This is a genomic window from Rhodanobacter sp. DHG33 (assembly GCF_014843005.1).
Taxonomy (GTDB): Bacteria; Pseudomonadota; Gammaproteobacteria; order Xanthomonadales; family Rhodanobacteraceae; genus Rhodanobacter_A.
The window spans coordinates 385022-401087 of record NZ_JACYXM010000006.1 but is presented as its reverse complement, the minus strand read 5'-3'; the positions used below and the strand labels follow the sequence as shown (position 1 = coordinate 401087).

14 protein-coding genes are annotated in these 16066 nt (G+C 66.8%); 10 read left to right on the top strand and 4 right to left on the bottom strand.

Annotation, left to right across the window (positions count from 1 at the left end):
• Positions 1–2832 (bottom strand): autotransporter serine protease, encoded by a 2832-nt coding sequence (locus IHE46_RS13375; RefSeq protein WP_192165134.1) that lies wholly within the window; start codon positions 2830–2832, stop codon positions 1–3.
• 238 nt (positions 2833–3070) lie between these two features.
• Between IHE46_RS13375 and IHE46_RS13370 the strand changes: the two genes are divergently transcribed.
• The 4 genes from IHE46_RS13370 (at position 3071) to IHE46_RS13355 (ending at position 8046) form a co-directional block, all read left to right on the top strand.
• Entirely contained in the window at positions 3071–4255 is a 1185-nt protein-coding gene (locus IHE46_RS13370) for an acetyl-CoA C-acyltransferase (protein ID WP_192165133.1), read from the top strand.
• 132 nt (positions 4256–4387) lie between these two features.
• Positions 4388–4756 (top strand): hypothetical protein, encoded by a 369-nt coding sequence (locus IHE46_RS13365; protein WP_192165132.1) that lies wholly within the window; start codon positions 4388–4390, stop codon positions 4754–4756.
• Between the two features lie 199 nt (positions 4757–4955).
• Entirely contained in the window at positions 4956–6563 is a 1608-nt protein-coding gene (locus IHE46_RS13360) for a carboxyl transferase domain-containing protein (protein WP_192165131.1), read from the top strand.
• 457 nt (positions 6564–7020) lie between these two features.
• Complete coding sequence (locus IHE46_RS13355; protein ID WP_192165130.1) at positions 7021–8046, top strand: phospholipase D-like domain-containing protein; 1026 nt, start codon at positions 7021–7023, stop codon at positions 8044–8046.
• 87 nt (positions 8047–8133) lie between these two features.
• On the opposite strand, the gene IHE46_RS13350 is transcribed toward IHE46_RS13355, so the two are convergent.
• The 3 genes from IHE46_RS13350 to IHE46_RS13340 are packed head-to-tail and all read right to left on the bottom strand — an operon-like array spanning position 8134 to position 10504.
• Entirely contained in the window at positions 8134–8433 is a 300-nt protein-coding gene (locus IHE46_RS13350) for a DUF6587 family protein (RefSeq protein WP_192165129.1), read from the bottom strand.
• Positions 8430–10265: a ferrous iron transporter B gene (locus IHE46_RS13345; RefSeq protein WP_192165128.1), complete on the bottom strand. Its 1836-nt coding sequence runs from the start codon at positions 10263–10265 to the stop codon at positions 8430–8432. The genes IHE46_RS13350 and IHE46_RS13345 overlap by 4 nt, the downstream gene beginning before the upstream one ends.
• Positions 10262–10504 carry a FeoA family protein gene (locus IHE46_RS13340; protein WP_192165127.1) on the bottom strand — a complete coding sequence of 81 codons (243 nt, stop codon included), beginning with the start codon at positions 10502–10504 and terminating at the stop codon, positions 10262–10264. Before IHE46_RS13340 ends, IHE46_RS13345 begins: the two co-directional genes overlap by 4 nt.
• A gap of 124 nt (positions 10505–10628) precedes the next feature.
• Here IHE46_RS13340 and IHE46_RS13335 point away from each other — a divergent pair, with 124 nt between their 5' ends.
• The 6 genes from IHE46_RS13335 to rnhB all read left to right on the top strand — a co-directional run bounded on the left by IHE46_RS13335 (position 10629) and on the right by rnhB (position 16016).
• On the top strand, positions 10629–11420 hold the full coding sequence (locus IHE46_RS13335) for an enoyl-CoA hydratase-related protein (RefSeq protein WP_192165126.1): 792 nt from the start codon (positions 10629–10631) through the stop codon (positions 11418–11420).
• A gap of 22 nt (positions 11421–11442) precedes the next feature.
• Positions 11443–11826 carry a VOC family protein gene (locus IHE46_RS13330; RefSeq protein WP_192165125.1) on the top strand — a complete coding sequence of 128 codons (384 nt, stop codon included), beginning with the start codon at positions 11443–11445 and terminating at the stop codon, positions 11824–11826.
• A 138-nt stretch (positions 11827–11964) separates the two neighbouring features.
• The gene (locus tag IHE46_RS13325) at positions 11965–13953 is read left to right on the top strand and encodes an acetyl/propionyl/methylcrotonyl-CoA carboxylase subunit alpha (RefSeq protein WP_192165124.1); all 1989 of its coding nucleotides are present in this window, start codon (positions 11965–11967) and stop codon (positions 13951–13953) included.
• 34 nt (positions 13954–13987) lie between these two features.
• Entirely contained in the window at positions 13988–14290 is a 303-nt protein-coding gene (locus IHE46_RS13320) for an antibiotic biosynthesis monooxygenase (protein WP_192165123.1), read from the top strand.
• Positions 14291–14306: 16 nt separating this feature from the next.
• On the top strand, positions 14307–15227 hold the full coding sequence (locus tag IHE46_RS13315; protein ID WP_192165122.1) for a hydroxymethylglutaryl-CoA lyase: 921 nt from the start codon (positions 14307–14309) through the stop codon (positions 15225–15227).
• Between the two features lie 180 nt (positions 15228–15407).
• Complete coding sequence (gene rnhB, locus IHE46_RS13310) at positions 15408–16016, top strand: ribonuclease HII (protein WP_192165121.1); 609 nt, start codon at positions 15408–15410, stop codon at positions 16014–16016.
• The last annotated feature ends 50 nt before the right edge of the window (positions 16017–16066 follow it).

Genomic DNA, 16066 nt, shown 5'->3' with positions numbered 1-16066 from the left:
TCAGAACGACCAACGATAGTTCAGCATCGCCATCGTGGCCTCTTGGCCCTGGCCGAAGTACGACTCGTAGTCGAGCGCCAGGCTGCTACGCGGATTCATGGTCCAGTTCAACGTGGCGCCGGCCAGGCCGCCGTAGCGCGCCAGGCCGATGCCGCCCAGCGGCGCCCATTGGTTCACGCCGGTGAAGCTGGCGTCGAACACCTCGCCGCGCAGACCGAAGGACTGTTGCCACGCTAGCTGCCCCTGCAGGCTCAGGCTGCCGGCACGACCGAGTTGCCAGTTGCGGGTGGCGCGCACGCCCAGGCCGGCCTGCCAGCGCGCGGTGGTGAGCGCATCCGCTTTCAGGCCGAAACCGTCACCGCCCACCTCGTCGAAGCCGTCGCGCTGGATCTGCGCGTATTCCAGGCTCGCATACGGCATGACGCGGGTGTCGCCCAGCATCATGCGGTAGCCGCTCTCGCCATAGGCCACGCCATACCGGCCGCTGCTGTCGCTGCCCGCACCGGTGGCCTGGCCGCCCAGTTGCACCTGGCGCTGCATGGTTTCCTGGTAGTCGCCGAAGCCGAAGCGCCCCAGCGCATACCAGTTGCCGCGCATCGTGCCGCCGTAGAGCATGCCTTCCACGGCACGGCTGTAGCCCTGGTCTGCGCTTTCGGTAAGGCGTCCCAGACCCTGCGTGCCGCTCAATGCGAAACCGGCCACGCCGCTGCCATCCACGCGGAAGTCCTGCCCCACCATCCAGCCGTTGAGATCGTAGGCCACGTTGTTGTAACCGCTGCGCGACATGGAGCCCTGGTAACCCAGGTTCTGCACCCACGCACCGAGTTGCTGCGTCGGCGGCGCGGACAGCAGCTGATCGAAGTGGTTGGCCAAGGCGCGCGTACCGGCATCGATGGCTTCGAACGTCATCGCCGCACTGGCCGCATGCAACTGGCCGGAAAGGCTTTCCAGCGACTGCTGCAGATTGCCCAGGGTCGCCGTCTGCTGCAGGGTGGCCGCACCGGAGATGAGGCCGCTGGCTGCCGGCGAACCTGATGCCGTGGCGCTGGCCAGTTGCATGTTGATCTGGTTGAAGGCCGCATCCACACGCTGCGCTGCGCTGTACGACGCGGTGGTGTAGCTAGTGCCCTGCACCGCGCTCACCTGCACCTGCTGTACGTTGAGCCACGCCGTGGTCGTGTTGTAGTTGAGCGAGGCGGTGAGCAGCACGTTCGATGCCGTCGCCAGCTGGGCGAAGGTGCCGGTGAGCCCGCCCTTGGCCACGAGCACGTTGGTCTGCGAGTTCGCAACGTAGCCCGAATTGGTGCCCGTCACCAGCAGGTTGCCGGCGATGCTGGCCGTGCCGGCCACGTTGAGGGTGGAACCGAGCGATACCGCCAACTGGCCGCCGCTCTGCTGCGTATAGTTGCCGCCCACGTTGACGTTGGTATTCGCAATGGCCAGCGTGCCGGCATTGCTTACGTTGCCGCCGACGGCCGACATGCCGCTCAATGTGGCGCCGCTGCTGATGGCTGCCGTACCGGCCAGCGACACCGCGGTCAGCACGCCGCCCTGCACCTGCGTCTCGCCGGTGTAGCTGGACGGCTGGGTGAGGTTGAGCGTGCCGCTGCCCTGCTTGATTAGGCCGCCAGCACCGGAGATCGGATTGTTCCAGTTGGAGTTGCCGCTGAAGCTGACGGTGACATCGCCCCAGTTGAACTGCATCGGGCCATTGACCGCACGGCCCACGTCCAGCTCACCGTAGCCATACGTCGGGTTGGGCTGCGAGCCACCCAGCGGATCGGCGGTGCCCAGCAGGGTCTGCCGCACCAAGTCGTTGGTGAAATACGGATACGCCTGCCACACCAGCGCCGCCGCACCAGATACCTCCGGGGCCGCAAACGAAGTGCCTTCCACGATGTAGTAGTTGGGATTGGTGGTGCTGGCCGTGGTGCCCTTGTCCAGCACGATCACATCGCCGGGCGCGGCCAGGCAGTAGTTCATCGCTGCGCCGCACTGGTTGGAATAGCTCTCCAGCTGGGTGGGATTGTTGCTGTTGACCGCCACGGCGACCAGCCAGCCTTTGGCCAGATCCGGCGCCACGTTGGGCAACATCGCGATGGTGCTCGGGTTGGCTTGCGAGTCGTTGCCGGCGGCGAACACCACAAGGCCGCCCTGCTGGTTCACGAATGGGCTGTAGGCCTGATCGAACGCCTGATTGATGCTGGCGCTGGTGGTGTCCCAGGTGATGCCGCCCCAGGAATTGTTCATCACCTTGACGCCGGCGCTCATCAGGTTCGCATTGACCTGACCGAAGAACTGCGCATCGCTGGTGGTGACCTGCGAAGGCGCGGTGGAGCCGTTGTCGTCCGGCGCGTTGTCCGCAATGATGCGCGCCGACACCAGATCGGCGCCCGGCGCGATGCCGCCGGGAAACTGGGCGAACGGCGTACCTGCCGCAATCTCCGAAACCCAGGTGCCATGCCCCACTACGTCGTCCACGCTGGTGTTGTTGGTGCTGGAATCGACGTAGATCTGCTCTTGCAGCACACGCCCGGACACCGTGGGGTTGCTCCGCATGATGCCGCTGTCTACGACGCCGATGGTCACGCCAGTACCGGTGTAACCCTGGTTATGGGCAGCATAGGTGTCGGTGATCGACAGCTGGGCGTCCACCGGCGGCTGCGGCAATGTCGGAGACGAGGAGGACGAGCCGCCTGAAGTGGTCGATGGTTTGACGTTGCCGCCGCCACCGCCGCCGCCGCAGGCCGCAAGGCTCAACGCCATGCCGATCAGACACGCGAGTTCGCGGCAACGCAAGTTGCGCGCATCCGTATTCGCAGACGCATTCATGGCCTTCCCCACCCATGTCAGTTGCCGTGCGGAGCTGCCCCGAACCCCGGAATCGGTAGCACCCTCCACCCTCTCGCTTGAGTTTGGCACAACGCTGGCGCAACAAGTCGGCGCAACATGCTGCGCCCGCGGCTGCTGTCCGGAAGACGGATGGTGGTCTGACGCACCGCCGACTGCGATAATCGTGCGGTTGTTTCCCCCGGTGCCATGCGCCATTCGAGATTCTGCGGAGATCCCCATGTCCGACGTCAGTGTTGTCATCGTCGGTGCCAAGCGCACCGCCATCGGCTCCTTCCTTGGCCAGTTCACCGGCGTGCCCACCCAGAAGCTGGGCGCCACGGCGATCCGTGCCGCGCTGGAGCAGTCCGGCGTAGCGCCTGCCGATGTCGGCGAGGTCATCATGGGTTGTGTGCTGCCGGCCGGCCTCGGCCAGGCGCCGGCGCGCCAGGCTTCGCTGGAAGCCGACCTGCCGAAGTCCGCCGGCTGCACCACCATCAACAAGGTCTGCGGCTCGGGCATGAAGGCGATCATGCTGGGCCACGACCTGATCAAGGCCGGTTCGGCCGGCGTGGTGGTGGCCGGCGGCATGGAGTCGATGACCAACGCGCCGCACCTGGTCAACGCCCGCACGGGCATCCGCTACGGCGACGGCAAGCTGGTCGACCACATGGCCTGGGACGGCCTCACCAATCCCTACGACGGCAAGGCGATGGGCGTGTTTGGCGAACTGTGCGCCGACAAGTACCACTTCAGCCGCGAAGACCAGGATGCGTTCGCGATCGAATCGGTGAAGCGCTCGCAGGCCGCGCAGCAGTCCGGCGCCTTCGCCGGCGAGATCGCCCCGGTGACCGTGGCCGGCCGCAAGGGCGACGTGGTGGTGGACACCGACGAGCAGCCCGGCCGCTCCGACATCGCCAAGATCCCCTCGCTGAAGCCGGCCTTCCGCAAGGAAAACGGCAGCATCACCGCGGCCAGCTCCTCCAGCATTTCCGACGGCGCCGCCGCCGTGGTGCTGCTGTCGGCCGACGACGCGCACAAGCGCGGTCTGCAGCCGCTGGCGCGCATCGTCGCCCACGCCACCCATTCGCAGGAGCCGGAATGGTTCACCACGGCCCCGGTCAGCGCCATCCAGAAGGTGCTGGACAAGGCCGGCTGGAAGGTGGCCGACGTCGACCTGTTTGAGATCAACGAGGCTTTCGCCGTGGTGGCCATGGCACCGATCAAGGAACTCGGCATCCCGCACGAGAAGGTCAACGTCAACGGCGGCGCCTGCGCGCTGGGCCACCCGATCGGCGCCAGCGGCGCCCGCCTGGTGGTGACCCTGCTCAATGCGCTGAAAACCCGGGGTCTCAAGCGCGGCGTTGCCAGCCTGTGCATCGGCGGCGGCGAGGCCACCGCGATCGCGGTGGAGCGCATCGACTGAAATCCCCCCGGAAACGCGCCATACCGGCCTTCAACGGAGTCTGAAGCGGCTCTGCGAAAGTTATGGCGCCGGGCGCTGGAAAGCGCTATTAATAATCCGCCATTCGGCATTCCACGGCTAAGGAGATTCACCATGAAGTTTACGCGTACCCTTCTCGCCTCCGCGCTCGTCGCGCTGCTGGCGGCTTGCAGCAACGGCGCGCAGGACTCCGCGCAGAACGCCCAGCAGTCTGCTGACCAGGCTCAGCAGTCCGCCGACCAGGCCCAAAAGGCCGCCTCGGCTGCCACCGCTGCCGCTCCGGCTGCTGCTCCTGCCGCCGCCCCGGCTGCTGCTCCGGCCTCCACCGCTGCCGCCCCGGCTGCTACCACGCCTGCCGCTGCTGCCAGCGCCGCCGGCAACGCCGCTGCTGCTGCCGGCAAGGCTGCCGACGCTGCGAAGGACGCCGCCGGCGCCGCGAAGGACGCTGCCGCCAAGGCGAAGGACGCGATGCAGGGTCACTGATCCGCGTTTCGCAGTTCGGAAAAACGGCCGCCCTGTGCGGCCGTTTTTTTGGGCTGATTTGGGCGTTGCTCCATGAACGCATAATCAAAAGAGCCACCCGGACGCACCTCCGCAATTTCTGCGGCCGCCCTCGTGAACATCATTCGCGACCATCGCGCAGCCGGTATGATCCGTATGTTTACCCCGACGGTTGCCGCGCATGAGTGTCATCGTTTCGCAGATCGATCCGCGTAGTCCCGAATTCCAGGCCAGCAGCGAACGGCTGCGCGCGCTCACCCACGAATTGCACGGTGAACTGGCGCGCAATGCCGAAGGCGGCGGGGCCAAGGCCCGCGAAAAGCACACCGCGCGCGGCAAGCTGCTGCCACGCGAACGCATCCGTGCCCTGCTCGATCCCGGTTCGCCCTTCCTGGAACTCTCGCCGCTGGCCGCGCACGGCATGTACGACGACGCGGCGCCGGGCGCCGGCCTCATCACCGGCATCGGCCGCATCCATGGCAACGAAGTGCTGGTGGTCGCCAACGACGCCACGGTGAAGGGCGGCACCTACTTCCCGATGACGGTGAAAAAGCATCTGCGCGCGCAGGAAGTGGCGCTGGAAAACCGCCTGCCCTGCGTGTACCTGGTCGATTCCGGCGGCGCCTTCCTGCCACTGCAGGACGAGGTGTTTCCGGACAAGGAACACTTCGGCCGCATCTTCTACAACCAGGCACGCATGTCGGGCCTGGGCATTCCGCAGATCGCGGTGGTGATGGGCAGCTGCACCGCCGGCGGCGCCTACGTGCCGGCGATGAGCGACGAGACCGTCATCGTGCGCGAACAGGGCACGATCTTCCTCGGCGGTCCGCCGCTGGTGAAAGCCGCCACCGGCGAGGTAGTCGATGCGGAAACGCTGGGAGGCGCGGACGTCCACACCGCCGTCTCCGGCGTGGCCGACCACTATGCCGAAAACGACGCGCACGCCCTCTCCATCGCCCGCGACATCGTGGCCAGCCTCAACCGTAAGAAGGCCATGCCGCTGGCGCTGCGCGAACCCGCGGAGCCGAAATATCCGGCCAACGAGCTGTACGGCGTGATCCCCGAGGACACCCGCCGCCCGTTCGACATCCGCGAGGTGATCGCGCGCATCGTGGACGGCTCGGAATTCCATGAATTCAAGGCACGCTACGGCAAGACCCTAGTGTGCGGCTTCGCACACATCCACGGCTACCCGGTGGGCATCGTCGCCAACAACGGCATCCTGTTCGCCGAGAGCGCGCTCAAGGGCGCGCACTTCATCGAACTGTGCAACCAGCGCAATGTGCCGCTAGTGTTCCTGCAGAACATCACCGGCTTCATGGTGGGCAAGAAATACGAACAGGCCGGCATCGCGAAGGATGGTGCCAAGATGGTGACGGCGGTGGCCTGCTCGCATGTACCGAAGTTCACCGTGGTGATCGGCGGCAGCTTCGGCGCCGGCAACTACGCCATGTGCGGCCGCGCTTATGGCGCCCGCTTCCTGTGGATGTGGCCGAATTCGCGCATCAGCGTGATGGGCGGCGAACAGGCCGCCTCGGTGCTCGCCACGGTGAAGCGCGATGGCCTCGAAGCCAGCGGCAAGTCGTGGAGCGCGGAAGAAGAGGAAACCTTCAAGGCGCCGATCCGCGAGCAGTACGAGCGCCAGGGTCATCCCTACTACGCGAGTGCCCGCCTGTGGGACGACGGCATCATCGACCCGGCCGACACGCGCCGCGTGCTGGGCCTGGCGATCTCCGCGTCGATGAACGCGCCGATCGAGCCGCAGCGTTACGGCGTGTTCCGCATGTAGCCTTTGGGTGAACGAAGTCGGGGGCATTCCGACTTCGCGCCGCACGAAGCACCTCTCGCTGGCCGATTATTGTCGGGCTGCATAGGTTGCTGCTTTCCCGCAGCACACCAGGTGCACCAACGCGCACCCTTCGTGGCCATATCGGCGAAGAGCATTCGCTGGCGGGCGAGAGCGCCGTCCACTGATTGGCGTAGAACTCCCCGCTCGGGTCACGCCCTTTGCCTACGTTCATTCGAACGTGACAGGCCTCGCACTTCGCTGTGCTAGAGGGATGCCTGCAATCCAGCAGAAAAATTCATGTCACGCATGGCAGTTGTCATTGCCGCTTCGGCTGCGGCACGCACAGTGCCGACATTGGGGGATGACCGGAGTCCGGTCGGCCGAAGCCGCGCAGGGAGAGCGGCAGTCGATCACGCAAGGAAATGCGTCCACTCAACTCGACGACAAGGATCCAGACATGAAAAGCCGTTGCAAGCGTTCCGTTTTCGCAAAGACCGCCCTGTCCGCGATGCTGGCCATGGCCGGCACACTCGGCGCGGCCCTGCCTGCCGCAGCGCAGACCGCCTCGCAGACGCTGGTGGTCTTCCCCGACCAGGGCTACACCTCGATCTACAACCTGATCAATTCGGCGAAGTCGACCATCGACATGACGATGTACGAATTGCAGGACACCACCGCGCAGACCGACCTGTGCAATGCCGTTTCCCGCGGCGTGACCGTTCGCGTGATCCTCGACGTGAACCTGGAGAAGAGCAACAACACCGCCGCCTACAATCAGCTCAACAGCTGCGGCGTGAAGGTGAAGTGGGCCTACACCAAGTACCAGGCGACCCACCAGAAGACGATCACCATCGACGCCGCAACGTCCAGCGCACAGACCGCGATCATGACGGCCAACCTCACCAGCCGTTACTACAGCACCACCCGCGACTTCGCGGTGATCGAGAACGACGCCAACGACATCGCCGCCATCGAGGCCACCTTCGCCAAGGACTATGCGCACTCCACGGTGACGCCGCCCGATGGCGACGACCTCGTGTGGAGCCCGACCAATTCCGAGTCTTCGCTGCTCAGCATCATCAACAACGCGACCACCAGCCTGCTGGTCGAGAACGAAGAAATGAGCGACAGCGCCATCGTCAGCGCCTTGGAAAATGCCGCCGCGAGCGGCGTGAGCGTCACCATCGTGATGACCAACGACGACAACGACTACGCCAGCGAATTCGACGAGCTGACCAGTGCCGGCGCGAACATCAGCACCTATCCAGACAACAGCACTTCGCTGTACATCCACGCCAAGGCGATCGTGGCGGACTACGGCACGGCCAGCCAGCTGGCGTTCGTGGGCTCGGAGAATTTCTCCAACGCCTCGCTGACCGAAAACCGCGAGCTGGGCCTGACCACCACCAACTCCAGCATCATTTCGAAGCTGGAAAGCACCATGAGCAGCGACTATTCGGGCGGTACGCCCTGGTCGAACTGAGGGCAGTTCCGGGCAACGCTTCCTCCTGCCATGCAGGAGGAGGCTGGAACGGTACGAATGCAGGTTGGGGGCACACCCCAACCTGCCTCAGCGATCGCGTGGCCGGAAATGCAGCGGCATCGCGTCGCCCTTCGCAGCCGCAGGGGGCTTCGGTCCGCAGGCGCCGCAGGTACTGCAGCCATCGCTGCAATCGCCCGTGCCCTGACTGGGCTGCAGGCGGCGCCCCAGCTCTTTCATCAGGCGCGAATCGCTGCGCGACAGGCGTATCGCAGCGGCAGCCAACCAACGGCTGGTCAGCTGCGGTGCCAGCTTGCGGAACGCCACCAGCGCACTGGCCGCCACCACCAGGCCGATGACGATGTACTGGATCAGCAGGCCGTTGCTCATGCCAGCACGCTCGCGACCTGGTACACCAGGAAAGACGCCGCATAAGCCATCACGAACTGATAGCCGAACGAGATGGCCACGTTGCGCCACTCGCCGGTCTCGCGCCTGATGACGGCCAGCGTCGACATGCACTGCGGCGCATAGGCGAACCACACCAGCAGCGACAGTGCGGAGGCCAGCGACACGTGCGACGCCAGCGCCGGCGCGAGCTGGCCCGCATCGCCGCCCACCGCGTACACCGTGGCCAGCGCGGCCACCGCCGTTTCGCGCGCGGCGAAGGCTGGAATCAATGCCAGGCTCATCTGCCAGTTGAAGCCGATCGGCGCGAACGGATACGCCAGCCAATGGCCCAGGTGGCCCGCGAAGCTGTAGTCGATGGCCGGCCCGGTGGCTCCCGCCGGCGGCGCGGGGAACGTGGACAGCGCCCACATCAGCACGGTGAGCGCGAGGATCACGCCGGTCAGCCGCTTCAGGAAGACCATGCCGCGCTCGTACAGACCGATCGTCACATCGCGCACCTTGGGCAGGCGATACGAGGGCAGCTCCATCAGCAGCGCATGGTCACCCTGGTCGCGACGGATGCGCTTCATCACCCAGCCCACCAGCATCGCGCCGAGGATGCCCGCGAGATACAGCGCGAACAACACCAGCCCTTGCAGGTTGAACAGGCCGAACACGCGATGCGCCGGGATGAAGGCGCCGATCAGCAGCGCATACACCGGCAGGCGCGCCGAACAGGTCATCAACGGCGCCACCAGGATGGTAGCGATGCGGTCGCGCGGATCGGTGATCGAGCGCGTGCCCATGATGCCGGGAATGGCGCAGGCGAAACTGGAGAGCAGCGGAATGAACGAACGCCCGGTCAGCCCCACCGACAGCATCAGCCGGTCCAGCAGGAAGGCCGCGCGCGGCAGGTAGCCTGACTCCTCCAGTACGAGGATGAAGAAGAACAGCACCAGGATCTCGGGCATGAAGCCCAGTACCGTGCCCAGGCCGGTGAAGATGCCGTCGGTGATCAGCCCCTGCAGCGGCCCTGCCGGCAACCATGCGGCAACATGCGCGCCGAGCCAGGCGAAACCGTCGCCGATCAGGTCGGTCATCGGCTTGCCGGCGGCATACACCGCCTGGAACACCAGGAACATCACCACCGCGAGGATGGCGAGACCGAACACCGGATGCAGCGCCCAATGGTCCAGCGCGTCGTCCAGCTCCGCGGTCTGGCGCGGCATGCGGACGGTGGCAGCGAGCAGCTCGCGCACCTGCGCATGCAGGCCGCTGCGGCTGGCCGCGTCGTCGGCCTGCGCCGGTGCGGCCTGCGGCAGTTCGCCGTCCACGCGCTCCACCAGCGCCTGCGCGCCGCCGCGCTTCACCGCGATGGTCTCCACCACCGGCAGGCCCAGGCGGCGCGACAGCTCCGGCACGTCGATCTCGATGCCGCGCCGGCGCGCCGCATCCATCATGTTCAGGGCCAGCACCACCGGGCGGCCCAGCCGCCGCACTTCCAGCACGAAGCGCAGGTGCAGGCGCAGGTTGGTGGCGTCGGCCACGCAGACGATCAGATCCGGCGGCGCCTCGCCGGGATAGTTGCCTTCCAGCACGTCGCGGGTGATCTGCTCGTCGGGGCTGACCGCATCGAAGCTGTACGCACCCGGCAGGTCGAGTATCTGCAGCATGCGCCCGGACGGCGCCGCGAAACGCCCTTCCTTGCGCTCGATGGTGACGCCCGCGTAATTGGCCACCTTCTGCCGGCCGCCGGTGAGCAGGTTGAACAGCGCGGTCTTGCCGCAGTTGGGATTGCCCACCAGGGCAATGCGCAGGGCGTCGGCGCTCATGCCGCCTCCGGGCGCACGTTCACGCGCGCGGCCTCGACGCGGCGCAGCGCGAAGCGGGTGAAGCCGATCTGGATCAGCAGCGGATCGGCACCCAGCGGCGCCCGCGCCACCACGCGCACCGGCTCGCCATCGACGAAGCCGAGGTCGCGCAGGCGCTGCGCCACCGTGTCGTTGGCGTGCGCGTCATCCACGCGGTCCACCACGGCGGCGACACCCTTCGGCAAGTCGGACAAGCGCACGGTCAATCCGAGTACAAATAAGAATGGTTCGCATTGTAGCCATATTACGCGCGTATTGCAGGACCGCCAGGGCACGGGTCGCGCAACGATTTAAAATGGCGCTTTATCTCCGCAGGATCCTCCGATGGCTTCCTCCGTACAGATCACCGACCACGCCGGCGTACGCACGCTGGCCATGCACCGCCCCGAAGTGCACAACGCGTTCGACGACGCGCTGATCGCCGAGCTCACCGCCGCCATCGAGGATGCTGGCCGCGACCCGGCGGTGCGCGCCGTGGTCCTCACCGGCAGCGGCGCCAGTTTCTCGGCCGGCGCGGACCTCAACTGGATGCGCGGCATGGCGAAATCCAGCGAAGCGGAAAACCGCGACGACTCGCTGCGTCTTGCACGCCTGATGCGCAGCCTGCAGTTCTGCCCCAAACCCACCGTCGCCCGCGTCAATGGCGCGGCCTATGGCGGCGGTGTGGGCCTGGTCGCCTGCTGCGACATCGCCATCGGCGCGGAGGATGCCAAGTTCGGGCTCACCGAAGTGAAGCTGGGCCTGGTGCCGGCGGTGATCTCGCCTTACGTCCTTGCCGCCATCGGGCTGCGTCACACCCGCAAGCTGTTCCTCACCGGCGAGGTGTTCGACGCCGCCGAGGCGCAACGCATCGGCCTGCTGCACCAGGTCGTCGCGCCCGCGGCGCTGGACGAAGCCGTGGCCTTCGCGCTGAAGCTGCTGGCCAAGGCCGGGCCGGAAGCCCAGCGCGAGGCCAAGCGGCTCGTCTACCGCATGGGGGAGCTCGACGAAACCGCCGCCGAACGCATCGACCGCGACAACGCCGCGCTGATCGCCCGCCTGCGCGTATCGCCGGAAGGCCAGGAGGGTCTCACCGCCTTCCTCGACAAACGCGCCCCGGCATGGGCCGCACGCTGACGCCTCGCCCAAGGAGGCCTTCATGATCGATCACCTCGGCCTGCCCGTTTCCGACTACGCACGCAGCAAGGCGTTCTACCTGCAGGCATTGGCCCCGCTCGGCGCGGGCCTGGCATTGGAGGTCGGTGCGGAGCAGACCGGCGACCGCGCCCATGCCGGCTTCGGCCGCGACGGCAAACCCTCGGTGTGGATCAGCCAGGCGCCGGTGGGCGCGAAAATGCATGTCGCCCTCGTCGCGGACGACCGCGCCATGGTGGACGCCTTCCATCGCGCCGCGCTGGCGGCCGGCGGCACCGACAACGGCACTCCCGGACTGCGCCCGCACTACCACCCCGACTACTACGCCGCCTTCGTGCTCGATCCGGACGGCCACAACATCGAGGCCGTCTGCCATCGTCCCGGCTGACGCAGTCCGCAGGCGGCATTCGCCTTCGCGCCCGGAAATGCCGTGGCGCAGGCCATGCTGCGCCGCGCCTCAGTTTGCAGGGCGCCGTCTGCTATTTTTGCGTGCTTGGCAACCCACGCACGACCGCAAGGAACCCGCATGTTCGAACGCGTACTGATCGCCAACCGCGGCGAGATCGCCTGCCGCGTGATCCGCACCTGCCGGCGGCTCGGCATCCGCAGCATCGCGGTGTATTCGGAAGCGGACCGCGACGCGCAGCACGTGCGCCTCGCCGACGAGGCGTGGCCCATCGGCGGCCCGCGTCCGGCGGAATCCTACCTGCGCATCGACACGATCCTCGACGCTGCGAAGAAGAGCGGCGCACAGGCCATCCATCCCGGCTACGGCTTTCTGTCCGAGAACACCGCGTTCTCGCGGGCCTGCGCCGATGCGGGCATCGTGTTCATCGGCCCCGACCCCGAAAGCATCGAGGCGATGGGCTCCAAGTCCGCCGCCAAGGTGCTGATGGCGAAGCACGCCGTGCCGCTGGTGCCCGGCTACAACGGCGACAACCAGGACAACGCCTTCCTCGCCGAGCAGGCGCACGCCATCGGCTATCCGCTGATCATCAAGCCCTCGGCGGGCGGCGGCGGCAAGGGCATGCAGATCGTGCGCAGCGATGCGGCATTCCCCGAAGCGCTGGCCACGGCGCAGCGCGTGGCGCAGGCGGCGTTCGGCGACGCCAGCATGCTGCTGGAGCGCTATGTCGAGCATCCGCGCCACATCGAATTCCAGGTTTTCGGCGACCGCCATGGCCACGTGATCCACCTCGACGAGCGCGAGTGCTCGGCGCAGCGCCGCTACCAGAAGGTGCTGGAAGAAACGCCGTCGCCCTTCCTCACCCCCGAGACGCGTGCGGCGATGGGCGCCGCCGCGGTAGCCGCGGCCAAGGCGGTGAACTACGTGGGCGCGGGCACGGTGGAATTCATCGTGGGTCCGCAGGGCGATTTCCATTTCATGGAAATGAACACGCGCCTGCAGGTGGAGCACCCGGTCACCGAGCTCACCCACGGCATCGACCTCGTCGAATGGCAGCTGCGCATCGCGCACGGCGAGGCGCTGCCGCTCACCCAGGAGCAGGTCGCCTCGCACGGCCATGCCATCGAGGTACGCCTGTACGCGGAAGACCCCGAGCAGAATTTCCTGCCCGGCTCCGGCAAGCTGCATACGCTGCGCCTGCCCGAACCTTCGCATCATGTGCGCATCGACGGCGGCGTGGCGCAGGGCGACACGGTGACGATCTTCTACGACCCGATGATCGCCAAGCTGATCGTGTGGGACGTGGACCGCCCGCAGGCCCTACAGCGCCTGCGCGAGGCGCTGGCCGAATGCGAGATCGAAGGTCCGAAATCCAACATCGCCTTCCTCGAGCGGCTGGCGCGCCACCCGGCGATCACTGAGGCGAGCATCGACACTGGCTACCTCGACCGTCACCTCGACGAATTCGTGACCGGCCATGGCGAGCCCGACGCGCGCACGCTGTTCGCGGCCGCTACCGCTGCGCTGCTGCATGACGAAGCGCACGTCGCGGCCGATCGCGCCGACCCGCATTCCCCCTGGGCCAGCGCCGATGCCTGGCGTGTGGGCCATGCCGGCAAGCGCGTCGTCGCGCTGGCGCGCGGCGAGGCGCGCTACGAAATCGAAGCGCACGGTCACGCCGGCGACTACCGGCTGCGCCACGGCGACGATGCCTGCGAAGTGCACGGCGCGCGCTTCGACGGCGACGCGCTCGGCGCCCGCTTCGGCAACGAGGCCGAACGCCATGCCCTGCGCAGCAATGCGCATCGCGTGCTGCTGCACGATGCCGACGGCCGTCGCTGGCGCCTAGACCGCGCCGCCGCCTACGCCTGGGCATCGAAGGACAGCGCCGGCGGCAACCAGGTCGTCGCGCCCATGCCTGGCCGCATCGTGCTGGTGAAAGCCAAGCCGGGCGACAGTGTCGAGGAAGGCCAGGAGCTGCTGGTGATGGAAGCCATGAAGATGGAACTGGCCTTGAAGGCACCGCGCGCCGGCACCATCGAGAGTATGAACGCGACTCAGGGCGACTTCGTCGAGGCCGACAGCGTACTTGTACGGTTCGTCTCCTGACGAATACCGCTTCCCTCTTGATCCCGGGGGCTCCATGTTCACTATCATCTGGCGCTTCCGTGTTGTTGCCGGGCAAGAAGCCGAGTTCGAGAAGCACTATGCCGACGAGGGCAGTTGGGCTGCGCTGTTCCGAAAGGATCCGGCGTGGCTTGCCACCCAACTGTTGCACGACGCCGATCAGGCGGACGTTTATCTCACCATAGACCAATGGGCGACGCAGGAAGCCTATGCGGGGTTCCGCCAGTACCATGCCTCGGCCTATGCCGAACTGGATCGACGCTGCGATGTATTGACCAGCGAAGAAACCCTGGTTGGCCATTTTGTCCACGCCTCCTAAAGCTAAAGGCCAATCGATGTCTAACGTCGCCACCACACGCAATGCCGCAAATACGGTCCGCATCGTCGAAGTCGGCGCCCGCGACGGCTTGCAGAACGAGAAGACCCTGCTGCCGGCCGAGGTGAAGATCGCGCTGATCGACCGGCTTTCGTCCACCGGCCTGAAAACCATCGAGGCCACCAGCTTCGTCAGCCCGAAGTGGGTGCCGCAGCTGGCCGACGCGGCGGAAGTATTCTGCGGCATCCGCAAGGCGCCTGGCGTGAGCTATCCCGTGCTGGTGCCGAACCTGCAGGGCTACGAGCGTGCGCGCGAAGTCGGCGCCAACGAGGTCGCCGTGTTCACCGCCGCCAGCGAGGCATTCAACCGCAAGAACGTCAACGCCTCCATCGACGAATCGATCGAGCGTTTCGTGCCGGTGCTGGAGCGCGCGAAAGCCGATGGCGTGGCCGTGCGCGGGTACGTCTCCACCGTGCTCGGCTGCCCCTACCAGGGCGAGGTGCCGGTACGCGATGTGGTGCGCGTAGCGCAGCGGCTGCACGAACTCGGCTGCCATGAAATCTCGCTGGGCGACACCATCGGCGTCGGCACGCCGGCCAAGGCGCGCGCGATGCTGCATGCCGTGGCGCAAGCCGTGCCCATGGAGGCGCTGGCCGTGCATTTCCACGACACCTACGGACAGGCGCTGGCGAACATCCTCGCCTGCCTCGAAGAGGGCGTACGCGTGGTGGACAGCGCCGTCTCCGGCACCGGCGGCTGCCCCTACGCCAAGGGGGCGACGGGCAACGTGGCCAGCGAGGACGTGGTTTACATGCTGCATGGCATGGGCATGGAAACCGGCGTCGATCTCGACCTGCTGATCGCCACCGGCGCCTGGCTGTCCGCGCAGCTGCACAAGGACACCGCCAGCCGCGTGACGCGGGCGCGTACGGCGGCTTGACTCCCTCTCCCCTGTGGGGAGAAGGCTGGGGTGAGAGGTCACGCTTGCGCAGACTCCGCATCAAAGCGCATTTCGATCAACACCGTCGCGAGCACCCGCCCCTCACCTCAATCCTCTCCCCGCAGGGGAGAGGAGGCCAACGTGCCGTGCGATTTCGAACTCAGGAACACATCTGTATCCATGAACGTCGAAGCTCCATCAAACCAACGTTTTTTAAAAGCGGGCGTGGACGAGGCCGGGCGTGGCCCGTTGGCCGGTCCGGTGGTGGTGGCCGCGGTGATCCTCGATCCCGACCGCCCCATCGCCGGCCTCGACGATTCAAAGAAGCTCAGCGAAAAGAAGCGCGAGGCGCTGTACCCGCAGATCGTCGAACGCGCGCTGGCGCATTGCATCGTGCTGGTGGAAGCGGAAGAGATCGATCGCCTCAACATCTTCCAGGCCACCATGGCCGGCATGAGCCGCGCGGTGGCCGGCCTCGTACCGGCCGCGCATGAAGCCCTGGTGGACGGTAATAAGCTGCCGAAGGATCTGCCCTGCCCTGGCCGCGCCATCGTGGGCGGCGACGCGCTGGAACCGGCGATCAGCGCCGCCTCCATTCTCGCCAAGGTCACCCGCGACCGGCTGATGGTGGCGCTGGAAGCGGTCCACCCCGGCTACGGTTTCGCCGTGCACAAGGGCTACCCCACACCTGCCCACCTCGCCGCGCTGCAGCAGCTCGGGCCCTGCGCGGAGCACCGGCGCAGCTTCGCGCCGGTACGTGTGTTGCTCGACCAGGGCGTGCTGTTCTGACGAGCCGCCGGCAGCCCTGTCGCGCAGGCGCAACGTCGCGCGGAAAAGTG